The organism is Streptomyces aurantiaciflavus, from assembly GCF_049808595.1.
Classification (GTDB): domain Bacteria; phylum Actinomycetota; class Actinomycetes; order Streptomycetales; family Streptomycetaceae; genus Streptomyces.
Genome location: NZ_JBNCAQ010000002.1, coordinates 160,923 through 181,756, shown reverse-complemented (window position 1 = coordinate 181,756; position 20,834 = coordinate 160,923). Strand labels below are relative to the sequence as shown.

Genomic DNA, 20,834 nt, shown 5'->3' with positions numbered 1-20,834 from the left:
CCCCCACGCCCCCCCGGGCGCGGGGGGCGCCCCGGGCGGGCGGGGCCGCCGGCCGGGGACGCCTCGTCGTTCCCTCGCCGTTCCCCGTTATTCCTCCTGGGGCCCGGGCACTCGAAGAGTGTCCGTGTCGGCCCCGGGAGGAGGGACATGACAACAGGCCGGCTCTCCGATGACGAGCGGCGCGTCCTGGCGGAGATGGAGCGCGCGCTGCGCCGCGACCGCCGCCTCGACAAGCGGCTGCGCACCCTGCAATGGCACCCCCGTCTCTCCGGGGCGGCGTCCTGGACCCCCCGCCCGTGGACCGTCGTTCTTCTGCTCGCCGTGTCCGTCGGCCTGACGGTGGCCGGCATCATCACCTCGGCCCCGGCCGTGATCTGGACGTTCGCCGCGGTGTGGCCCCCGACCCTGTACGCGGCGTTCCGGCTGCTGTGCCGCTGGACGGAGCCGTGAGGGGCGCCTCCCGGCGGTTCACAGCAGCAGCGGCGAGGGGGGCCGTCCCGGAAGGGGCGGCCCCGCTCGCCGCCGTTCCGCTGCCGTCCGCTGCCGTCCGCTGCCGTTCTTCTGCGCTCCCTACGGCCGTTCGGCCGGCCGGCTCTACGGCCGTTCGGTCGATCGCCCTCACGGCTTTTCGGTCGATCGCCCTCACGGCTTTTCGGCCGGTCGCCCTTTCGGCTTTTCGGCCGGTCGCCGCTACGGCTTTTCGGTCGGCCGGAAGGCCGCCGCGATCTCCCGTTCGTCCGCCAGGACGCGCTGTGTGGGCCCCCCGGTCAGCAGCCCGCGGACGGCGGTGAGCAGGTCGGGGGCCACGTGGTCGGCCGCGGCCGTCTCCTCGGGGCGGGTCCCCGGGGTGGGGAGGAGGATGCCGTGGGCGCCGGCGCGGTGGGCGGCCTCGGCGGTGTCGGCGGTGGCGGCGATCACGGCGATCCGCTCGGGCGGCGTGCAGACCCGGCCGGCCGCCCACAGCACCAGGCCGGGCCGCGGGGCGCGGCAGTGGCAGTCGCCGTCGGGGTCGTGCGGGCAGACCGCCCAGACGTCGAAGGGGCCGAGGAGGTCGTCGATCCGCTCGTCGACGCGACGGAGGTCGGCCTGCGAGAGCAGTCCGCGGGCGACGCCGGGCTGACGGGTGACCACGCCGGTGTGCAGGCCGTGCGCCCGCAGCAGGCCGAGCGCCTCGCGGGCGCCGGGCAGGGGACGGACCCGGTCGGGGTCGGCGTTGTCGGGGACGTCCTCCACGAGGGCGCCGTCGCGGTCGAGGAGCACGAGACGGACGGACTTCATGGGCCCACCTCCGGCCAGGCCACGGCGTGCCGGTGGCGCCAGGCGCCGCTCAGCCGGTGCCAGGTGGCGGTGGGCGGGATGAGAACGCTGGTGGCGAGCAGGGTGGTCACCTCGTCGCGGGTGCGCGGTCCCGGTGCGATGCGCGCCCACGCGAGTTCGCCGGTGCCCAGCGCCCAGCCGAGCGCGGCGGCCGTGGCGGCCCGGCGCCGGCCGGCCACGGCGAGCGTGCCGGCGGCCAGGCCCGCCGCGGTCGTGGCGGCGTGGGAGCGGACGCGGCTGCGCGGCGCGAACACCCGGTGCCGCCAGCCGGATCCGTGCAGCCGCCGCATGAGGGCGTCGTCGGCGTTGCCTCGCTCGGCGTGCAGGGACACCCAGCGGTCTGCGGGCCGGACCGGGTAGCGGGTGGTGCGCCGCCCCTGCCGGATGCGCCACCCGGCGTCCAGCAGGCGCAGGGCGAGGTCGGTGTCCTCGCGGAAGGCGTGCCGGAAGCGTTCGTCGAAGCCGCCGACCTGTTTGAGGGCCTCGGTGCGGTAGGCCATGTCGGCGGTGATCCAGCGGGCCGAGGCGAGGGCCGCGGTGGTGCGCTCCCAGTCGGTGGGGCGGCGCCGGCCCGGCAGGGGTACGGCCAGGACGCCCTGGACGCCCGCGGTGTCGAGGGTGGCGTCCGCCAGGTCCTCCGTGAGCTGCTCACCCCAGTGGGGGCCGACCTGGACCTCCTCGTCGAGGAAGGCGACCCACGGCGAACCGGCCGCGCGCAGGCCGGTGTTGCGGGCGGCGGCGGGCCCCCGGCCGGCGCCCTGCAGGACGACGGTGCGCTCGCGCAGGTCGCCGAGGACGCTCAACGGGTGGTCCAGCGCGCCCGGTTCGGGATCGGTCCGGTCGTCGACGAGGACGATCCCGGCCGGCTTCGGCCCCTTGGCGGCGGCGAGCGCGGCGAGGCAGTCGGCGAGCGTGTCCCGTGCGAGGGTCGGGATCACGACGGTGTAGGCGGTCACGCCCACCCGGGTGCCAGCTGACGGAAAACTCAAACACCGAGCGCGCGTCCGAGCAGGTCAGCGGTTATGCACGCTGCGTATAGTCCCGGCAGCCCTGCTCTGAGCAAGAGGGACGACGGGGGGTGCCGCAGCTGTCGGCGCCGGGTTCGGCGGAACCCGGCAAGGTCCACCGCTGACGGCACCCCTGGAGGCGACCGGCCCCCAGCCCCGACCGGGCTCCCGGAGCCGACCGGGCTCCCGGAGCCGACCGGACGCCGGGAGCCGACCGGGCTCCCGGAGCCGACCGGACGCCGGGAGCCGACCGGACGCCGAGAGCGGACCGGACGCCGGGAGCCGACCGGACGCCGGGAGCCGACCGGACGCCGAGAGCAGACCGGACGCCGAGAGCGGACCGGAAGCCGAGAGACAGAGAAACCTTTCTCGTACGGTTTCGCCCCGCCCACCCGGCTGAGCCAACCGTGTGAGCCGTGGGGGAACCGTCCGCCGGGCCGCCCGGACTCCTTACGATCACTACGTGGTCACCTTCCAGTTCGAACGCACGGCACCGCTCCCCCTCGCCGAAGCCTGGCGCCGGCTCACCGAGTGGCCCCGGCACGGGGACGTGGTGCCGCTGACCCGCGTCACCGTCGTCACGCCCGGCCCGACCCGCGAGGGCACGGTCTTCGTGGCCCGGTCGGGGGTCGGCCCGTTCACGGTCGACGACCGTATGGAGGTCACCGTCTGGTGCCCGCCCACCGAGGACGAGCCGGGTCTGTGCCGGCTGGAGAAACGCGGCCGGACGATCCGCGGCTGGGCCGAGATCGAGGTACGGCCCGGTCCGGGCGGGCGGGCCCGTGTGATCTGGCGCGAGGAGCTGCGACCGCGCCTTGTGCCGTCCCTGTTCGACCCGTTGCTGCGGGCCTCGGCCCAGGCGGTGTTCGGGCGGGCGGCCAACCGTCTGCTGCGCCGCCCGTGACGCGGCCCGGCCCGCCCGGGCCCCGGCGGCTCAGGGCGTGCCCGGCCCCGGCTCCTGACCGGGGGCGACGACCGGCTTGTCCTGACGGTCGCGGTCGCCGTCGCCGCGCGTGCTGAGGATCGTGTCGCAGATCTCGCGGAGTTTGTCCGTGGCCTGCTTGGAGAACAGGCCGCACAGTCCGGCGATGCCGCAGAAACCGTAGGGGTTGGTCGACCCGGCACCGGAACTCCCGGCGAACAGTCCGCCGCGCAGCAGCAGGTACACCAGCAGCGCCAGCGTCACCCCGATCGAGGCCCTGAGCAGGTACCACCACACCCAGCTGGAATACAGCCGCCGATTGCCCACGTACGTCGCGAAGGACGTGGCCGCGTGGACGAAGCTGCCCAGGCCGCTGCAGCAGATCACCGCGAGCAGCATCGCCGTGTCCCCGGTGAGCGTCCAGCCGGGTACGCCCCACGGCGACCAGCGGGCCGTGGCCGTCACGTCCGCCGCCGGCCCGACGAGATCGAGCAGCACCGGCCACAGGCTCAGCAGCGCGCCGCACAGCAGGACCACCTCCGCCAGCAGCAGCACGCCGAGCACCGCGGTCCCCGGCGCGGAAAGACGCCGCGAGCCGTCGCCGGCCTCGCCCCCACCGCCGCCGGCCTCGTCCGTGCCCCGCGACCCTCGTGTCTCGCTCAACCGCCCGCCCCGCTGTTCCCGCACCCGGACACTCCTCGCCGGCCCGGCCCGACGGACCACCTTGCCCGCCAAGCCCCGCCACCACAAGTCGCGTTGGCGACGACGGCGCTCCCCGGGGGCCCCGGTAGACTCGGAAGACTCGCATCAGACACGCACGCACGGGGGACGCTGGGTGAACACGGTCGCGGACAAACCCGGGGAAGAGAAGGAGCTCGTCTACCGACTGCGTTCGCTGCTGTCGGAGACCGACAAGCCGGTGGCGTTCATCGTCGGTTCCGGTGTGAGCATCGGAGCCGTCGACGGGGTCGGGGCCATCGTGCGGGACATGCGGCGCCGCATCGGCGACCCCGGGGAGACCGCCCTGTTCGATGCGAAGGTGACCGGGCCGACCGACGGAGAGCGGTACCAGCAGGGCGCGGAGTTCGCCCAGAACAACCGGGACCAGGACTGGCTCAACCTCGTCATCCGCCACGCGGTTCTCGGCGCGTGCCCGGATCTGACGCCCGAGGAACGCGAGCAGCTGGCCCGTGCCTCCGAGAGCGAACTCCAGCAGATCGAACGGGACGCGTCCCGGTGGCGGCTGACTCCGGCCACGGAGGCGCTGGGCCGTCTGCTGCACCTGCTGCCCAAGGAGCGCAGGGGCCCGGTGATCACCACCAACTTCGATCCGCTGCTGGAGATCGCGGTGCGCCGGGCCGGCGCCCTTGCCCTCCCGCAGGAGATCGACCTCGACGGCAAGCTGAGCCGGAGCGAGGACGAGGAGATCGTGGACATCGCGCATGTGCACGGGTACTGGCGCAAGGGCGACACCCTGCACACCGTGTTCCAACTCCAGCGGCCGCGCCCGCTGTTGCACGGCAGCCTGCGCAACTCGCTGAGCGGGCACACCGTGATCGTGGTCGGCTACAGCGGCTGGGACGACGCCTTCTCACGGTCCCTGCGCGAGCACGTCCAGGAGCAGGAGAGGAACGGCGTCGACCTGATCTGGTGCTCCTACGATCCGCTGACCGAGGCGAGCTTCTCGTCGGGGCTGCTCAAGGAGCTCGTCGACGCCCCGCGCAAGCGCTTCTACCACGAGGTCGACGCGGGCCGTCTGTTCCCCGCCGTGGTGGACGCCTACGAGAAGGCGCTGGAGCGTCCGCCCGGCTGGCTTCGGCTGGACCGCGCGCTGCTCGACGACATGGCCACGACCACTCCCGCGCGTGAGGACGTCGTCGGCTTCTTCGACGGCGCGGAGCCGGACTGGTCCACGGCCCTCGACACCCGGGTGCCCCGGCTGTCGCTCGTCGCGGAACTGACCGAGGCGGTGCGGACCTGCCTGGCCGGCGGCGACGAGCGGATCGTGGCCGCCGTCGGCCCCATGGGCGAGGGCAAGTCCATGGCACTGCGCCAGGCCACCGTCGACCTGGTCCGGGAACGCGACGACCTCACCGTGTTCTGGCGGGAGCGCGGCGAGCCGTTCGACGCCGAGCCGCTGCTGGCCGTTCCGGCCCGTCCCGGGCGGCGCGTCCTGCTGGTGAGCGACGACGGCGCGCTCGTCGTCGACGGGGTGCGCCGGCTGATGACCGAGTGCCGGGCCCAGGGCCGTACGGACATCCACGTACTGCTGGCCGCCCAGGAGTGGGAGTGGCGCAACCGCCGCGCCTGGAACGAACTGGGCCGGTTCACCGCGGACATCGTCAGCTGCCACGGCCTCACGGAGCGGGACGGAGCGGAACTCGTGAGCGCCTGGGACCGCTTCGGCGCGCTCGGCGAGCTGGCCGCGACGCCCGCCGACGAGCGCGTGCGCAAGCTGGTCGACCTGTCCGCGGAGTCCTACGGCAAGCAGGAGAGCTCGCTCGTGGGCGCCATGCTGAAGCTGCGCTACGACGGCAAGCTGGGCCGGCACGTCGACGACCTGCTGCGGCGGATGGACACCTACCCGCCGATCGGTGACCGCTCGCTGCGGCAGAGCTTTCTGATGATCGCCCTGCTGCACGCCGCGTTCGCCCCGCGCCGGGACAGGATCCGGCCGCTCTCGGTGCGGATCCTCGCGCAGGCGCTCGGGGTCAGGGACACCTTCGTCCGGATGAGCCTCGAGGACACCCTGCGCAAGGAGGCCGCGATCAGCGAGCACGGCGAGGACCTGTGGGTGCGTCACCACTCCATCGCGGAGACGGCCCTCGACCTCAGCCGTGAGCAGTCCCCCGGAGAGCTGGAGACGCTGATCCGCCCCCTGGTCCGGGCGGCGGTCTCGCTGTCGAGCACCACCGGTGCCATGGACGACGACCTGTACTCGGTGGCGTACCTGTCCTCCCGGCTGCAGAAGCAGCGCTGGTCGGCGGACGAGTACCTGGCGGCCGCCGAGGCCGCCGTCGCCGCGGCCCCGACCCGGCTGAGCTACCGGACCAGCCATGTGTCGGCGCTGCGTACGGCCAAGCGCCGCGGGGAGGCGCTGAGCGCCGCCGAGGAGGCCTGGGCGGAGATCAACCAGGTGGCCGACCCGGAATCCATGATCGGCTTCCTGCTGGAGTGGGGGACGGCCGCCGGGCAGGCCGGGCACCCGGAGTCCAACGCGCTGCTGGACTGTCTCGCGCTGCCCTACTGCGAGGAGCCGGCGCGGGTCGTCTGGGCCCTCGTGAACCTGGGCGTCCCGCTCACCCAGCTTCACCGGCGCGGGAAGGACCCGGTGTTCCTCGACGCTCTGCGGGGCGTGGTGGGTCTCCTGTCGGAACGCCGCCGCACCCGCCGGGAGGACAGCTTCCTGGCCAAGCACGACGACTACGTCTCCGGGCGCGGGGCGGTCCCGCTCACCGGTGACGACGCCTGGGACGCGGTGCAGACCGCGTTCGACGCCCTCCGCCCGAGCGCGCACTCCTCCCTGACCTCCCTGGTGAGGTCCACGGGCTCGATCCGCCCGCCGGAGCGGCTGTAGATGCCGGACGACGCGCTCTGGGCAGGTGCCGTGCCGCGTGCCAGGGTGGACGTATGACGGCGGTGGACGGGGTCGGGGCACTGACGGTGGACGAGGTCGAGGCGCTGGCGGCGGAGGGGCTGCGCTGGCTGCTGGGGGTCGCGCGGGAGACGGGGGACGGCGGTCTCGGCTGGCCCGCCCGGCCCTCGGACGACGCGGTCGAACCGATGCTCTACGACGGCACGGCCGGGATCGTGCCGGTGCTGCTGGAGGCCCGGCGGCACTTCGGGGACGACGCCTACGGGGACGCCGCGCTGCGCGCGGCACGCGGCCTCATGGTCGCCGTCGACGAGTGCGAGGACGACTCGCTGTACTTCGGCCGCACCGGAATGGCCCTGGTGCTGCGGGCCGTCCACCGTGAACTGGGCGACGGCGCGGCCGGTGCCGCCGCCGACCGGGCGATGGCGCGGGTGCGGTCACGCTTCGACGGGACGCGATGGGGCGAGCTGTTCGAGCTGATGGGCGGCAACGCCGGCATCGGCCTCGGTGCGCTCGCGGTCGGCGACCCCGAGCTGGCCGTGCTGGCGGTGGAGCCGTACGCCCGGACGGCCGAGGAGACCGCGGGGGGCGTGCAGTGGGCGCACCGGCCGGGCACGGAGGCGCGGCTGCACCACATCTCGCACGGCACCCTCGGCATCGTGTACGGGCTGGCCGCCGTCGGCGGGGCCACCGGCCGTACGGACCTGGTGGAGCTGGCGCGGGCCGGCGCGGCGGGGTTCGTGGCCCGCGACGAGGGCGGTCCGGACGGCTTCCTCGTCCCCCACTCCGACCCGCAGTACCGGCCGGAGCTGATCGAGCGGTACAGCTACGGCTGGTGTCACGGCCCGGCCGGTGACGCCCAGGTCTTCCGGCTGCTGCGGGACGTCCTGGCCGAGCCCGGCTGGCAGGCCCTCGCCGACCGCTGCTGGCACACCGTGACGCACTCCGGGCTGCCGCGCCGGCTGCGGCCCGGCTTCTGGGACAACAACGCCCGCTGCTGCGGCACGGCGGGCGTGCTGGCGCTGGCCTGCGACCGGATGGCCGAGCAGGGCGACTCCCCGGACTTCGCGCAGCTCCTGGTCGCCGACCTGGTGGCCCACGTGACCCGGGACGCCGACGGGGCGCGCTGGTCGAACGTGGAGCACCGGGCCACCCCGAGCACCCTCGAACCGCGCACCGGCTGGGGCGCCGGCACCGCGGGCATCGTGCGCGAACTGCTGCGCTTCGTCCGGCTGACCGAGTCGGGCGACCCGTACTACGCGTTCGCGTGGCCGGACCAGCCGGTGGTCCGGCGGGTCGCGCTGCCGCCTCAGGCGACCGAACCGATCCGCCCCGCCGGCACCGACGTCACGTCGTGATGGATCGGCGTGTGCGCCCCGGTCAGTGAGACCCCGCTGCCGCCCCGCCGGTTCGCGACGATCTCCGCGGCGATCGACAGGGCGGTCTCCTCGGGCGTGCGGGCGCCGAGGTCCAGGCCGATGGGTGAGCGCAGCCGCGCCAACTCCAGCTCGGTGACGCCGACCTCGCGCAGCCGCTCGTTGCGGTCCAGGTGGGTACGGCGGGAGCCCATCGCGCCGACGTACGCCACCGGCAGCCGCAGGGCCAGCTGGAGCAGCGGTACGTCGAACTTGGCGTCGTGGGTGAGGACGCACAGGACGGTCCGCCCGTCCACCTCCGTGCGCTCCAGGTACCTGTGCGGCCACTCGACGACGATCTCGTCGGCCTCCGGGAAGCGGGCCCTGGTCGCGAACACCGGGCGGGCGTCGCACACGGTCACGTGGTGGCCGAGGAACTTGCCGACGCGGACCAGTGCCGACGCGAAGTCGATCGCGCCGAAGACGATCATCCGGGGCGGGGGCACCGAGGACTCGACGAGGACGGTGAGCGGGGCCCCGCAGCGCGAGCCCTGTTCGCCGATCTCCAGGGTGCCGGTGCGGCCGGCGTCCAGGAAGGCGCCGGCCTCGGCGGTCACCGTGCGGTCCAGTTCGGGGTGGGCGCCGAAGCCGCCGTCGTGGGAGCCGTCGGGGCGGACGAGCAGGGCGCGGCCGACGAGGTTCGCCGGGCCCGAGACGATACGGGCCAGCGCCGCTGCCCCGCCGGTCGCGGCGGCGCCGAGCGCGGCGGCGAGCACCGGTCGGGCCGGATCGGCGGCCCGCACCGGCGTGACGAGGATGTCGATGACACCGCCGCAGGTCAGACCGACGGCGAAGGCGTCGTCGTCGCTGTAGCCGAAGCGCTCCAGGACCGACTGCCCGTCGGCCAGGGCCTGTTGGCACAGCTCGTAGACGGCGCCCTCCACGCAGCCGCCGGAGACCGAGCCGATCGCCGTGCCGTCGGCGTCCACCGCGAGGGCGGCGCCCGGTCGGCGGGGCGCGCTGCCGCCGACGGCCACCACGGTGGCCACGGCGAAGTCCCGGCCCTGCGCGACCCACCGGTTCAGCTCCTCGGCGATGTCCAGCATGTCTCGGTCTCCTTGACTGCGGTCGTGTGGAGGGCGCTCGCCGAAGGGCTGACGCACGCCCAGCCGGCTCTCGATGGGGTGGAGGGTGAAGTAGACCAGGAAGATCACGGTCAGTCCCCACATGAAGGCGCCGATCTCCCTCGCCCTGCCCTGCGCGGCCTCGACGGCCACATGGCTGATGACGCCGTTGCCCGGCTTCGGGGTGCCGCCGCCCCCACCCTCCCCCACTCTCGGCTTCGCTCGAGCGGGAGGGGCCCCCATCGCCCCGACGGCACGACTGCCCGCAGCGGCGGCCGGTGTTACACGGTCCCTGTCAGGTGTTCCGGGCGGACCGGCGTCCTGTTCAGCTCCAGGCCCGTCGCGTCGCGGATCGCCGCGAGGACGGCCGGGGTCGACGACAGGGTCGGCGCCTCGCCGATGCCGCGCAGGCCGTACGGGGCGTGGTCGTCGGCGAGTTCGAGGACGTCGACGGGGATGGTCGGCGTGTCGAGGATGGTGGGGATCAGGTAGTCCGTGAAGGAGGGGTTCTTCACCTTCGCGGTCTTCGGGTCGACGACGATCTCCTCCATGACCGCCACGCCCAGCCCCTGGGTCGTGCCGCCCTGGATCTGGCCGAGCACGGACAGCGGGTTGAGCGCCTTGCCGACGTCCTGGGCGCAGGCCAGCTCGATGACCTTGACCAGGCCGAGCTCGGTGTCGACCTCCACGACGGCGCGGTGCGCGGCGAAGGAGTACTGGACGTGCCCGTTGCCCTGGCCGGTGCGCAGATCGAAGGGCTCGGTCGGCCGGTGCCGCCACTCCTCCTCGACCTCGACCGTCTCCGCCCCGAGGACGTCGACCAGGTCGGCGAGCACCTCACCGCCGTCGGTGACCACCTTGCCGCCTTCCAGCAGCAGCTCGGCGGTGGCCCAGGCCGGGTGGTAGGAGCCGAACTTGCGGCGCCCGATGTCCAGCACCTTCTCGCGCACCAGCTCGCAGGCGTTCTTCACGGCGCCTCCGGTGACGTACGTCTGCCGCGAGGCGGACGTGGAACCGGCGCTGCCCACCTGGGTGTCCGCCGGACGGATCGTCACCTGCGCGACGCCCAGCTCGGTTCGGGCGATCTGCGCGTGGACGGTGACACCGCCCTGGCCGACCTCCGCCATCGCGGTGTGCACGGTGGCCACCGGCTCACCGCCGACGACCTCCATGCGCACACGCGCCGTCGAGTAGTCGTCGAAGCCCTCGGAGAAGCCGACGTTCTTGATGCCGACCGCGTAGCCGACCCCGCGTACGACGCCTTCGCCGTGCGTGGTGTTGGACAGGCCGCCCGGCAGCTGCCGTACGTCCGCGCCCTCGCTGCTCTCCCACTGCCGCTCCGGCGGCATCGGCATCGCCCTGACGCGGCGCAGGAGTTCGGCGACGGGGGCGGGCGAGTCCACCAGCTGGCCCGTCGGCATGATCGCGCCTTGTTCCATCGCGTTGAGCTGGCGGAACTCCACCGGGTCCAGGCCGAGTTCCTTCGCCACCTTGTCCATCTGCGCCTCGTAGGCGAAGCACGCCTGGACCGCGCCGAAGCCGCGCATCGCGCCGCAGGGCGGGTTGTTGGTGTAGAGGGCGAGGGCCTCGATGTCGACGTCGTCGACGACGTACGGGCCGACGCCCAGTGAGGCGGCGTTGCCGACGACCGCCGGGGAGGAGGAGGCGTACGCGCCGCCGTCCAGGACGATGCGCGCCTTGACGTGGGTGAGCTTTCCGTCCCGGGTGGCCCCGTGCTCGTAGTGGAGCTTCGCCGGGTGGCGGTGGACGTGCCCGAAGAAGGACTCGAAGCGGTTGTAGACGATCTTGACGGGCTTTCCGGTGCGGAGCGCGAGCAGGCACGCGTGGATCTGCATCGAGAGGTCCTCGCGGCCGCCGAACGCGCCGCCGACACCGGACAGGGTCATGCGGACCTTGTCCTCGGGCAGGCCCAGGACGGGGGCGATCTGGCGCAGGTCGGCGTGGAGCCACTGGGTGGCGACGTAGAGGTGGACGCCGCCGTCCTCCTCGGGCACGGCGAGGCCGGATTCGGGGCCGAGGAACGCCTGGTCCTGCATGCCGAAGGTGTACTCGCCCTCGACGACGACGTCGGCGCGCTCGCGGGCCGCCGTCACGTCGCCGCGGACGATCGGCTGACGGTGGACGATGTTCGGATGCGGGACGTGCCCCGCGTGGTGATCGTCGCGGTGCTCGTGGACGAGGACCGCGTCCGGTGCGAGCGCGGAGGCCTCGTCGGTGACGACCGGCAGCTCGCGGTACTCGACCCTGATCTTCGCGGCGGCGCGGCGGGCGGTCTCCGGGTGGTCGGCGGCGACGATCGCCACCGGCTCGCCGTGGTGGCGGACCTTGCCGTGGGCGAGGACGGGGGTGTCCTGGATCTCGAGGCCGTAGTTCCTCACCTCGGTGGGCAGGTCGTCGTACGTCATGACGGCGTACACGCCGGGTGTGGCGAGGGCCTCGCTCGTGTCGACGGAGACGATCTCGGCGTGGGCGACGGTGGAGCGCAGGATCTGGCCCCAGAGCATGTCCTCGTGCCACATGTCGGACGAGTACGCGAACTCGCCGGTGACCTTGAGGATGCCGTCGGGACGGAGCGTGGACTCGCCGATGCCGCCCTTGGTCCGGGTCCCCTGGGTGATTTTCGTGGGAGTGCCGTCGGGTGAGGGCATCGTCAGACCGCCTCCTGCTGCCGGGCGGCCGCCAGGCGGACCGCGTCCATGATCTTCTCGTAGCCGGTGCAGCGGCACAGGTTGCCCGAGAGTGCCTCACGGATGTCCGCGTCGGACGGGTTCGGGTTGCGCTCCAGCATCTCGTCGGCGGCGACGAGCAGGCCGGGCGTGCAGAAGCCGCACTGGACGGCGCCGGCGTCGACGAAGGCCTGCTGGACGGGAGAGAGCGCTTCGCGCGGGGCTGAGCCGGTGCCCTCACCGCTCCGGGAGTCGGTGCCGTCGGCCCGCCACTGCCGGGCGTCCTGGAGGGTCGTACCGCAGGCACCGGTGCCGCAGCCGCCCGCGGCGCGCTGCCTGGCGTACTCCGCCAGCCCCTCGACGGTGACGACGTCACGGCCCTCGACCTGGCCGGCGGCGACCAGACACGCGCACACCGGCACGCCGTCCAGGCGGACGGTGCAGGAGCCGCACTCGCCCTGCTCGCAGGCGTTCTTGGAGCCGGGCAGTCCGAGGCGCTCGCGCAGGACGTACAGCAGGCTCTCGCCCTCCCACACGTCGTCGGCCTCCTGCGGACGTCCGTTGACGGTGAAGTTGACGCGCATCACGCAGCTCCCTCGGTGTGGCGGCGGGCGCCGCGGTAGGACTCCCAGGTCCACGTCAGCGTGCGGCGGGCCATGACGCCGACCGCGTGGCGGCGGTAGCTCGCCGTGCCCCGGACGTCGTCGATCGGGTTGCAGGCTGCGGCGCACAGGCTCGCGAACCGCTTGGCGACCGACGGGGTGATGATCTTTCCGTTGTCCCAGAAGCCGCCGTCGTCGAGCGCCGCGTTCAGGAACTCCTCGGCGGCCTCGGCCCGGACGGGGGTCGGCGCTGCCGAGCCGATGCCGGTGCGGACGGTACGGGTCCCGGGGTGCAGCGCGAGGCCGAAGGCGCACACGGCGATGACCATGGCGTTGCGGGTGCCGACCTTGGAGTACTGCTGGGGGCCGTCCGCCTTCCTGATGTGGACGGCACGGATCAGCTCGTCCGCGGCGAGCGCGTTGCGCTTCACGCCGGTGTAGAAGGAGTCGATGGGGATGAGCCGGGTGCCGCGTACGGACGCGGCCTCCACCTCGGCGCCGGCCGCGAGGAGGGCGGGGTGGGCGTCGCCGGCCGGGGAGGCGGTGCCGAGGTTGCCGCCGACGCCGCCGCGGTTGCGGATCTGCGGGGACGCCACGGTGTGCGAGGCGAGAGCCAGTCCGGGCAGTTCGGCGCGCAGGTTCTCCATGATCTTCGTGTAGGGCACCGAGGCGCCGAGCCGCACACTCTCCTCGCCGACCTCCCACTCCTGGAGGTCACCGACGCGGTTCAGGTCGAGGAGGTACTCGGGCCGCCGATGGTCGAAGTTGATCTCGACCATCACATCGGTGCCACCCGCGATCGGCACAGCGGTGGGGTGCTCGGCCTTCGCGGCGAGCGCCTCCTCCCAGCTGGCGGGGCGAAGGAAGTCCATGACCGGCTCTCTTCTTCGTCTTGTGGGTCGTTCGGATCGAGCCAGATCGGGTGCGGCCGGCGCGGCTCGTTCCTGTGCTGTTTCACGTGGACGGGCCTCAGTACACAGCGGCGTACTCCGACGGGGTCAGTCACGGAAACCATGAAGGAGTTGGCTGGTCGCGAAAGGCATCTTGTAGATTCGTATGAACGGAGGCCATCAGTAACCTCGCCGTTTTCCCGTGGAAACGTGGGAAACAGCCCGGCCATCGAAGAATGCGGCTCATGAGGGCCCTCGCACGGGCCGGGAGCCCGTCGGCGAGGCCTCCTCACCCCACGGGCCCTGACGCTTCATCGTAGATTTCGAGACAAGGAACGGCGGCGACGAGAATGCGGCTGCGCGCACTGCTGGACACCGATGCGCTGGGCCTCAGGCTGCTCGGCGGCGAGGGCGAGCTGGACCGCACCGTACGGGGTGTGATGACCACCGACCTGCGCGACCCGAGCCGCTACCTCTCGGGGGGTGAACTGGTGCTGACGGGCCTGGCCTGGCGCCGGGACGCCGCCGACTCCGAGCCGTTCGTACGGATCCTGGTGCAGGCCGGGGTGGCCGCGCTCGCCGCGGGCGAGGCCGAGCTGGGGGATGTGCCGGACGACCTGGTCGTGGCCTGTGCCCGGCACCGGCTGCCGCTGTTCGCGGTGCACGAGTCGGTGGCGTTCGCGACGATCACCGAGCACGTCGTACGGCAGGTGTCCGGCGAGCGGGCCGGTGACCTCGCGGCCGTCGTGGACCGGCACCGGCGGATGATGACCTCGGGCCCGGCGGGCGGCGGCCCGGACGTCGTCCTGGACCTGCTCGGCACCGACCTGGACCTGCGCGCCTGGGTCCTCTCCCCCACCGGGCGGCTCATCGCGGGCCCGAAGGTGGCGGGGCAGGGGCCGGCGTCCGACGTGTGCGCGAAGCTGGCGGCGGAGCATCTGGCGGCCGCCCGCACCGGCCGCCGCGGCCCGCACCGCGTGATCCTCGGCCAGACGACGTACTCGCTCTTCCCCGTCCGCGCCGGCGGCCGCTCCCCGCAGGCCGCGCGGGACGTCCGCGAGACGGTGCTGTCGGAGTGGCTGCTGGCCGTCGAGGCGGACGCCGGGGACTGGGCGGAGGAGCGGCTCGACCTGCTCCAGGGTGTCACCCAGCTCATCGCGGTCGAGCGGGACCGGCGGGACGCGGCGCGCACGGTGCGCAGGCGGCTCGCGCAGGAGGTGCTGGACCTGGTGCAGACGGGCGCGGCGCCCGCCGAGATCGCGGCGCGGCTGCGGGTGGCGGCGCCGGTGCTGCTGCCGGGCCTGGGGGCCGCCCCGCACTGGCAGGTGGTCGTGGCGCGCGTGGAGTGGGACGGCGCGGAAGTCGACGGCGGCCCGGTCGCCCAGGCGCTCCTGGAGGAGATCCTCGTCGAACCGCACGCCACCGGCCCCGAGCCCTCCGACCGCATCGCCGTCGCCCACACCGGTGACGAGGCCATCGCCCTCGTCCCGCTCCCGGCGGTCTCCGCCGAGCACGACGGCTCGGAGTCCGGCGTCCTCGCCGACGCCCTGCTCACCTCCGTACGGGAGCCGCTGTCGGCGGGCCTGGACGGCGACGGGCGGGTCACGCTGGGCGTCAGCGCGGCGGTGCACTCGGCGGAGGGCCTGCGCGGCGCCCTGGAGGAGGCCCGGCACGCGCGACGGGTGGCGGCGGCCCGCCCCGGCCGGGTGTGCGCGGCCGGCCACCACGAGCTGGCCTCCCACGTCCTGCTGCTGCCGTTCGTCCCGGACGACGTCCGACGGGCCTTCACCGCCCGCCTGCTGGACCCCCTGCGCGACTACGACCGCCGCCACCGCGCCGAGCTGATCCCGACCCTGGAGGCGTTCCTGGACTGCGACGGCTCCTGGACCCGGTGCGCGTCCCGGCTGCACCTGCACGTCAACACGCTGCGCTACCGGGTCGGCCGGATCGAGCAGTTGACGAGTCGTGACCTGTCGCGACTGGAGGACAAGCTGGACTTCTTCCTGGCGCTGCGCATGAGCTGACGGATCGGACCCTCGTGATCCGAAACCTCGACGGCCCAGGAGTCCCACGACTTTGTGAAATCCTTCACCCGCCCCCTTGGCCCGGCCCCGTGATCCGTGCTGAGATGCGCCCACCACTCAAAGCTCGATGGCGTGCTGGGCCCGTCCTTCGGATCGGGTCGGTGAGGAGGGACGGCCTTGCGGCGCCGGTGAGCGGGGCCGGGCGCGTGCTGCGCGTGGCGGGCCCCGCGACCCCGAGCTGACCCGTAGGACAGGACCTGGGGAGGGCAAGGTGGCGCATCCCGCCATGTCTGGTAACGGAACGACCGCTGGTGACGATCCCCTCCAGACCGCGGTGTGGCGACTGCGCTCGCGGGCCTGCTGGGCCGACGCCGCGGCCCTGCTGCCGCCCGACACGGCGGCCGGAGCGATGCAGCGGGCCGCGCTGCTCGTGGAGCGGTGCCTGTACGCCGAGCAGGGCTGGCAGGAGGCGGAGGACGCGCTGCGTACGGCGGAGGCGCTGGCCCACACCGACGAGGAGCGGGGGGCCGCCGCTTGTGAACGGGGGCACTTGGCCTACACGGCGACGGTGCACGGGGTGCGCGACCGGGTCGACGAGGCGCGGGCCGCGCTCGGCCGGGCGGCGGCACTGATCCACCCGGAGTCGCCGGGGCGGGCGCTGCTGGACTTCCGCCGCGGTCTGATCGCGGAGAACCTCACCCGCTCCCCGCAGGCCGCCCGCGCCGCCTACCGGCGCGCCCACACCGCCGCCGCGGCCCACTCCGACGCCCTGCTGCTCTCGTTCACCTGGCGTCACCTCGCGGGCCTCGCGCTGCGGGACGGAGAGATCGCGGAGGCCCGTCACGGCTTCGCCGAATCCCTGCGGATCCGGGAGGAGTTGGGCTACCTGGTGGGGACGGCCCCGGCCCTGGTGTCGCTGGCGGAGGCGGAGGTCGAGCCGGAGGCCTCGCGACTGCGGGAGGAGGCCCGGCGGCTGTTCCGGCTGCTCGGCGGCGTACCGACGTGGCTGGCAGGGCAGTTGGCACCACCGGCGGCCACGGCGTAGACCGGCCCGGGGGCGCCCTCCACGGCCGCGGCGCGCCCCCTCGGCGTCCGATGCGCCCCTCGCCGACCGGCCCCCACTGGCCGGCCAGTGCGCCCCTCGCCGGCCAGTGCGCCCCTCGGCGTCGCGTGCGCGGGCGCCGCGGCCGGGAACCGCTCCGACTCCGCTTCGGCGGGTCGGCGGGCGTGCTCCGCTCGGGTGGTCACCACGTCCTCGTCCAGCGGCCGGCCACTCGTGCCGTGCGCCGCGTCAGGGACCGGCCAACCCCCGGACGGCATCGGCATGTTGTCGTACTCGGGTCTCGGCTCCACGTCGACCGCGAAGCCCCAGGCCAGCGGGCGGCAAGCCAGGGTAGGAGGCCCGCTCAGCCCGTCCCCGTGAAATGCTCCCGCACCAGCGTCTGCGCCACGTCCAGGTCGCCCGCGCCCAGGGCCTCGAGCAGCGCCATGTGTTCCGTGGCGTCGGCGACCAGGTCCGCCCGCCCCCGCGTCAGCGGGCCGCCCACCAGCGGCCACTGGGCCCGGCGGTGCAGGTCCTCCGCGATGCCCACCAGCTGCTCGTTGCCGCTCAGGGCCAGTACCGCGCGGTGGAAGGCGCGGTCGGTCTCGGCGTAGGTGGCGCGGCAGCCGGAGCCCGCCGCCCGCACCGTCGCCTCCGCGAGCGGGCGCAGCTCCGCCCAGCGCTCGGCCGGCACCGTACAGGCGAGCCGCAGCATCACCGGCACCTCGATCAGCGCCCGTATCTCCGCCAGCTCGGCCAGTTCGCGGGCGCCCCGGACGATCACACGGAAGCCGCGGTTGGGGACGACCTCGACGGCGCCCTCCAGGGCGAGCTGCTGCATCGCCTCGCGGACCGGCGTCGCGGACACCCCGAAGCGTTCGCCGAGGGCCGGGGCCGAGTACACCTCGCCCGGCGTGAGCTCGCCGGCGACCAGCGCGGTGCGCAGGGCGTCGAGTATCTGGCCGCGGACGGAGGCCCGCTGCACGACGGGGCGAGGGCGCGGGAGGGCCACCTCGCTGTGGGTGTGCTCGCCACGCACGGCGCCGGCCTCGGCGCCCGGTACGCGGGCGTCCCCGAGGGGGCCCCGCACGCCTCGTTCGCGCTCCGCCGCCCGTGGCTGCGCCGGCACCCCGGCCCCGCCGCGCTCCTTGGGAGTCCCCGTCCCGGCAAAGCCCTGCGCGCTCTGCTCCACGGGGTCCTCCTCGGGACGGGTCGGCACTCGGGACGTGTCGGTACTTGGGGTCATTACGGCGGGTTGTTACTCGTCCGTCAAGCACCTTAGGCGCACTGGCCGTGATGGGGGTAATCGACGGCGTCCCGCATGAGGCCCGTACAGCACGGCCCCACCTAGTAAGGTGAGCCTTACCTGCCCATCATGCGTGGATCGGTGGTCCCGGTATGCACATACGCCCGTCGGCACAGTCGGCCGTGACCGCTGCCTACGCCCGCCTCGCCGAGGTCTTCCCCGGCCTCACCGTCAGGGAGCTGGCCGACGGGGAGCCGGCGCCCCGAGGGGGCGGCTGGGTCGCGGCGACCGAGCTCGCGGCGGGTGGACCAGGGCTGGAGACCTTCCTCGCCTGGGACGACGCGCAGGTGGTGCGCGACTACGGGCAACGGGCCCGCCCGGACGTCGTCGCGAGCTTCGGACTGCACCGGTACGCCTGGCCGGCCTGTCTGCTGATCACCGTCCCGTGGTTCCTGCACCGCCGGGTGCCCCGCTTCCCCGTGACGCATGTCTCGTACGACCGCACCGGCGACGGCATGCGGATGGCCGTCCGCGCGCCCGCCTCGTTCGCCTGTCTGCCGGGCGACCCGGCCGCCGCGCTGCCCGGCGCCCGGGTGGTCGCGGACGAGGAGGCGCTGCGGGCCGAGGTGCGGGCCGCGATCGCCGAGCACCACGAGCCCGTGCTCGCCGGGTTCGGGCCGCGTGCGCGGCGGCGCGGGCGGGCCCTGTGGGGCATGGTGACCGACGAGATCGTCGAGGGGCTCTGGTACGTAGCCCAGCTGTTCGGCGAGGGCGAGCAGCGGCGGGCGCGGCGCGAGCTGGAGCTGCTGCTGCCGGGCTCGACCCGGCCGTACGTCGGCTCGGCGGCCTTCCGGGAGCTGACCGGCCCGGACGGCGAGACGCTGCCGACCCGTGACCGGGCGAGCTGCTGCATGTTCTACACCGTCCGCCCCGAGGACACCTGCGTCACCTGCCCGCGCACGTGCGACGCGGACCGCGTCACCAAGCTCGCGGCCGTCCCGGCGAGTTGAGGCCCCCCTCAGCACAAGGCGGCTCTCCGCGTCCCGTAGGATCACCGCGACGGGCACTCCCGCGCGACGACAGGTGTTTCACAACTTCCTCACTCGTCGCGGGAACTTTCCGTGGAACCACCCGTACGGGTAGTCTTATTCGAACTCAACTCCCGCCCCTCAAGCGGCAGTTCGAGCAGAACGCCGTCCTGGGCATCCCCTTGCACCTCCTTGGCGGCCTCTTGCCCCGAAACCCCCTGAGGGCCGGTGGGTTTGGGCCACCATGGCGGGCGTTACGCCCTATCCCAATGCAAGGGACCCCAGATGAGACTGACCGACATATCGCTGAACTGGCTGCTTCCGGGCGCCGTACTGCTCCTGGGCATGCTGGCGGCGGTGGCGGTGCTCGCGCGCGGCAAGCGCTCCTCCGGGGAGAACGCGAGCGCGGACGACTCGTGGGAACGCAGCGAGGAGCGCCGCAGGCGCAAGGAAGCGATATACGGCACCGCCTCCTACGTGCTGCTGTTCTGCTGCGCGGCCGTCGCCGCCGCGCTCTCCTTCCACGGCCTGGTCGGCTTCGGCCAGCAGAACCTGAACCTGTCCGGCGGCTGGGAGTACCTGGTGCCGTTCGGCCTGGACGGGGCCGCGATGTTCTGCTCGGTCCTCGCGGTGCGCGAGGCCAGCCACGGTGACGCGGCGCTCGGCTCCCGGATACTCGTGTGGACGTTCGCGGGCGCCGCGGCCTGGTTCAACTGGGTCCACGCTCCCCGCGGCCTCGGCCACGCGGGCGCCCCCCACTTCTTCGCCGGCATGTCGCTGTCGGCGGCCGTGCTCTTCGACCGGGCGCTGAAGCAGACCCGCCGGGCCGCGCTGCGCGAGCAGGGCCTGGTGCCGCGTCCGCTGCCGCAGATCCGCGTCGTGCGCTGGCTGCGGGCCCCCCGCGAGACCTACAAGGCGTGGTCGCTGATGCTCCTGGAGGGCGTGCGCAGCCTGGACGAGGCCGTCGAGGAGGTCCGCGAGGACAAGCGCCAGAAGGAGGAGTCGCGTCGGCGCCGCCGCGAGCAGCAGCGGGTGGAGCGGGCCCAGCTCAGGGCGATCAGCCGGGGACACCGCGGTCTGCCGGGCCGTGGCGGCCGTCAGATGGAGACGCAGGCCACGCTGGAGCGGGCCGACGAGCGGGTCTCCGCGGAGCCTGCCATAGCGAACGCGCCGGAACCGCTGCCCGTGCGTACGCGGCCCTCCCTGCAGCCCGTACGCCAGAGTTCTGACCCGATCACCGTCGACCTCACCGCGGAGGACGACACGATGGCCCTGCCGCGTCTGGACTCCCTGGAGCGCAAGCTCAAGGACCTGGAGCAGCAGTTCGGCTGAGGGATACGATGTCCACGGGAAGGGGGCGCGACCTCACCGGTCGCGCCCCCTTCCCGTGCGCCCGGCCCCTGTTCACGCCGCTTCCGCGTCCAGCTCGAACCACACCACCTTCCCGACGCCGTGCGCCCGGACGCCCCATGCGTCCGCGAGGGACTGCACCAGGACCAGGCCCCGGCCGTGGGTGCTGTCGCCGGCGCTCGGTGGGCGCGGCTGCGGGCGGCGGGAGGTGAAGTCCCGTACCTCGACCCGCAGGCCGGACGGTCCGACGGTGGCCGTCAGGACCGCGTCGTGATCGGTGTGGACGAGCGCGTTGGTGACGAGCTCGCTGGTGAGCAGTTCCGCCGTCTCCGACTGTCCGGGCCTCCCCCAGTGCCGCAGTAACTCGCGCAGCGCCCGCCGGGTCTCGGGGACGGCCCGCAGGTCCGCCCGCCCGAGTCTGCGCCGCAGCTGGGACGCCCGGGTCTGCCCGGCGTCGTCGTCGACCTTGTCCTCCACTGTCCGCGTCGTCGCCGAGGTACCCGCGATCACGGTCGAACCGCTGCCTCGTGCCTGCCTCTTCATGACCCCCGCCCGCGTGCCGATGGTCGGTTTCCCTCCTGCTCGAACACGTTCACGGGGATGCTTGCCCCGTCGACACCGGACCGAGTCATGTCGAATCGTCAA

Annotated in this window: 17 protein-coding genes; 8 read left to right on the top strand and 9 right to left on the bottom strand. The window is 73.8% G+C overall.

Annotation, left to right across the window (positions count from 1 at the left end; all coding sequences use genetic code 11):
- The first annotated feature begins 147 nt into the window (after nt 1–147).
- Nucleotides 148–450 (top strand): DUF3040 domain-containing protein, encoded by a 303-nt coding sequence (locus ACPT94_RS02610; protein ID WP_360330631.1) that lies wholly within the window; start codon nt 148–150, stop codon nt 448–450.
- A gap of 240 nt (nt 451–690) precedes the next feature.
- Here ACPT94_RS02610 and ACPT94_RS02605 read toward each other — a convergent pair whose 3' ends face one another.
- Both ACPT94_RS02605 and ACPT94_RS02600 read right to left on the bottom strand, forming a co-directional pair.
- Nucleotides 691–1,278 carry a D-glycero-alpha-D-manno-heptose-1,7-bisphosphate 7-phosphatase gene (locus ACPT94_RS02605; RefSeq protein ID WP_425244977.1) on the bottom strand — a complete coding sequence of 196 codons (588 nt, stop codon included), beginning with the start codon at nt 1,276–1,278 and terminating at the stop codon, nt 691–693.
- Nucleotides 1,275–2,273 (bottom strand): glycosyltransferase, encoded by a 999-nt coding sequence (locus ACPT94_RS02600; RefSeq protein ID WP_425244976.1) that lies wholly within the window; start codon nt 2,271–2,273, stop codon nt 1,275–1,277. The genes ACPT94_RS02605 and ACPT94_RS02600 overlap by 4 nt, the downstream gene beginning before the upstream one ends.
- Before the next feature lie 514 nt (nt 2,274–2,787).
- Here ACPT94_RS02600 and ACPT94_RS02595 point away from each other — a divergent pair.
- Complete coding sequence (locus ACPT94_RS02595) at nt 2,788–3,228, top strand: SRPBCC family protein (protein ID WP_425244975.1); 441 nt, start codon at nt 2,788–2,790, stop codon at nt 3,226–3,228.
- Nucleotides 3,229–3,258: 30 nt separating this feature from the next.
- Here the strand turns inward: ACPT94_RS02595 and ACPT94_RS02590 are convergent, their stop codons facing one another.
- The gene (locus ACPT94_RS02590; RefSeq protein ID WP_425244974.1) at nt 3,259–3,933 is read right to left on the bottom strand and encodes a hypothetical protein; all 675 of its coding nucleotides are present in this window, start codon (nt 3,931–3,933) and stop codon (nt 3,259–3,261) included.
- 148 nt (nt 3,934–4,081) lie between these two features.
- On the opposite strand from ACPT94_RS02590, the gene ACPT94_RS02585 reads away from it, so the two are divergent.
- Together ACPT94_RS02585 and ACPT94_RS02580 are read left to right on the top strand one after the other, a co-directional pair.
- Nucleotides 4,082–6,823, top strand: coding sequence for a P-loop NTPase (locus tag ACPT94_RS02585; RefSeq protein WP_425244973.1), 2,742 nt, complete (start codon nt 4,082–4,084; stop codon nt 6,821–6,823).
- Nucleotides 6,824–6,876: 53 nt separating this feature from the next.
- Nucleotides 6,877–8,199 carry a lanthionine synthetase LanC family protein gene (locus ACPT94_RS02580; protein ID WP_425244972.1) on the top strand — a complete coding sequence of 441 codons (1,323 nt, stop codon included), beginning with the start codon at nt 6,877–6,879 and terminating at the stop codon, nt 8,197–8,199.
- Here the strand turns inward: ACPT94_RS02580 and ACPT94_RS02575 are convergent.
- The 4 genes from ACPT94_RS02575 to ACPT94_RS02560 all read right to left on the bottom strand — a co-directional run bounded on the left by ACPT94_RS02575 (nt 8,151) and on the right by ACPT94_RS02560 (nt 13,481).
- Nucleotides 8,151–9,302 carry an XdhC family protein gene (locus tag ACPT94_RS02575; protein ID WP_425245068.1) on the bottom strand — a complete coding sequence of 384 codons (1,152 nt, stop codon included), beginning with the start codon at nt 9,300–9,302 and terminating at the stop codon, nt 8,151–8,153. The two genes, ACPT94_RS02580 and ACPT94_RS02575, sit on opposite strands and share 49 nt — an antisense overlap.
- Before the next feature lie 299 nt (nt 9,303–9,601).
- Entirely contained in the window at nt 9,602–11,989 is a 2,388-nt protein-coding gene (locus ACPT94_RS02570) for a xanthine dehydrogenase family protein molybdopterin-binding subunit (protein WP_425244971.1), read from the bottom strand.
- A gap of 2 nt (nt 11,990–11,991) precedes the next feature.
- Nucleotides 11,992–12,591, bottom strand: coding sequence for a (2Fe-2S)-binding protein (locus ACPT94_RS02565; RefSeq protein WP_425244970.1), 600 nt, complete (start codon nt 12,589–12,591; stop codon nt 11,992–11,994).
- Nucleotides 12,591–13,481, bottom strand: coding sequence for an FAD binding domain-containing protein (locus ACPT94_RS02560; protein ID WP_425244969.1), 891 nt, complete (start codon nt 13,479–13,481; stop codon nt 12,591–12,593). The genes ACPT94_RS02565 and ACPT94_RS02560 overlap by 1 nt, the downstream gene beginning before the upstream one ends.
- A gap of 368 nt (nt 13,482–13,849) precedes the next feature.
- On the opposite strand from ACPT94_RS02560, the gene ACPT94_RS02555 reads away from it, so the two are divergent.
- Nucleotides 13,850–15,523: a PucR family transcriptional regulator gene (locus ACPT94_RS02555; RefSeq protein WP_360330661.1), complete on the top strand. Its 1,674-nt coding sequence runs from the start codon at nt 13,850–13,852 to the stop codon at nt 15,521–15,523.
- A 286-nt stretch (nt 15,524–15,809) separates the two neighbouring features.
- Nucleotides 15,810–16,568, top strand: a complete 759-nt coding sequence (locus ACPT94_RS02550; protein ID WP_360330664.1) for a hypothetical protein — start codon at nt 15,810–15,812, stop codon at nt 16,566–16,568.
- A gap of 361 nt (nt 16,569–16,929) precedes the next feature.
- On the opposite strand, the gene ACPT94_RS02545 is transcribed toward ACPT94_RS02550, so the two are convergent.
- Nucleotides 16,930–17,757 carry a GntR family transcriptional regulator gene (locus tag ACPT94_RS02545; protein WP_360330667.1) on the bottom strand — a complete coding sequence of 276 codons (828 nt, stop codon included), beginning with the start codon at nt 17,755–17,757 and terminating at the stop codon, nt 16,930–16,932.
- A 206-nt stretch (nt 17,758–17,963) separates the two neighbouring features.
- Here ACPT94_RS02545 and ACPT94_RS02540 point away from each other — a divergent pair, with 206 nt between their 5' ends.
- On the top strand, nt 17,964–18,821 hold the full coding sequence (locus ACPT94_RS02540) for a (2Fe-2S)-binding protein (RefSeq protein ID WP_360330670.1): 858 nt from the start codon (nt 17,964–17,966) through the stop codon (nt 18,819–18,821).
- A gap of 303 nt (nt 18,822–19,124) precedes the next feature.
- Nucleotides 19,125–20,171 carry a DUF2637 domain-containing protein gene (locus ACPT94_RS02535; RefSeq protein ID WP_360330673.1) on the top strand — a complete coding sequence of 349 codons (1,047 nt, stop codon included), beginning with the start codon at nt 19,125–19,127 and terminating at the stop codon, nt 20,169–20,171.
- Between the two features lie 72 nt (nt 20,172–20,243).
- Here the strand turns inward: ACPT94_RS02535 and ACPT94_RS02530 are convergent, their stop codons facing one another.
- Entirely contained in the window at nt 20,244–20,732 is a 489-nt protein-coding gene (locus ACPT94_RS02530; RefSeq protein WP_360330676.1) for an ATP-binding protein, read from the bottom strand.
- Between the last annotated feature and the right edge of the window lie 102 nt (nt 20,733–20,834).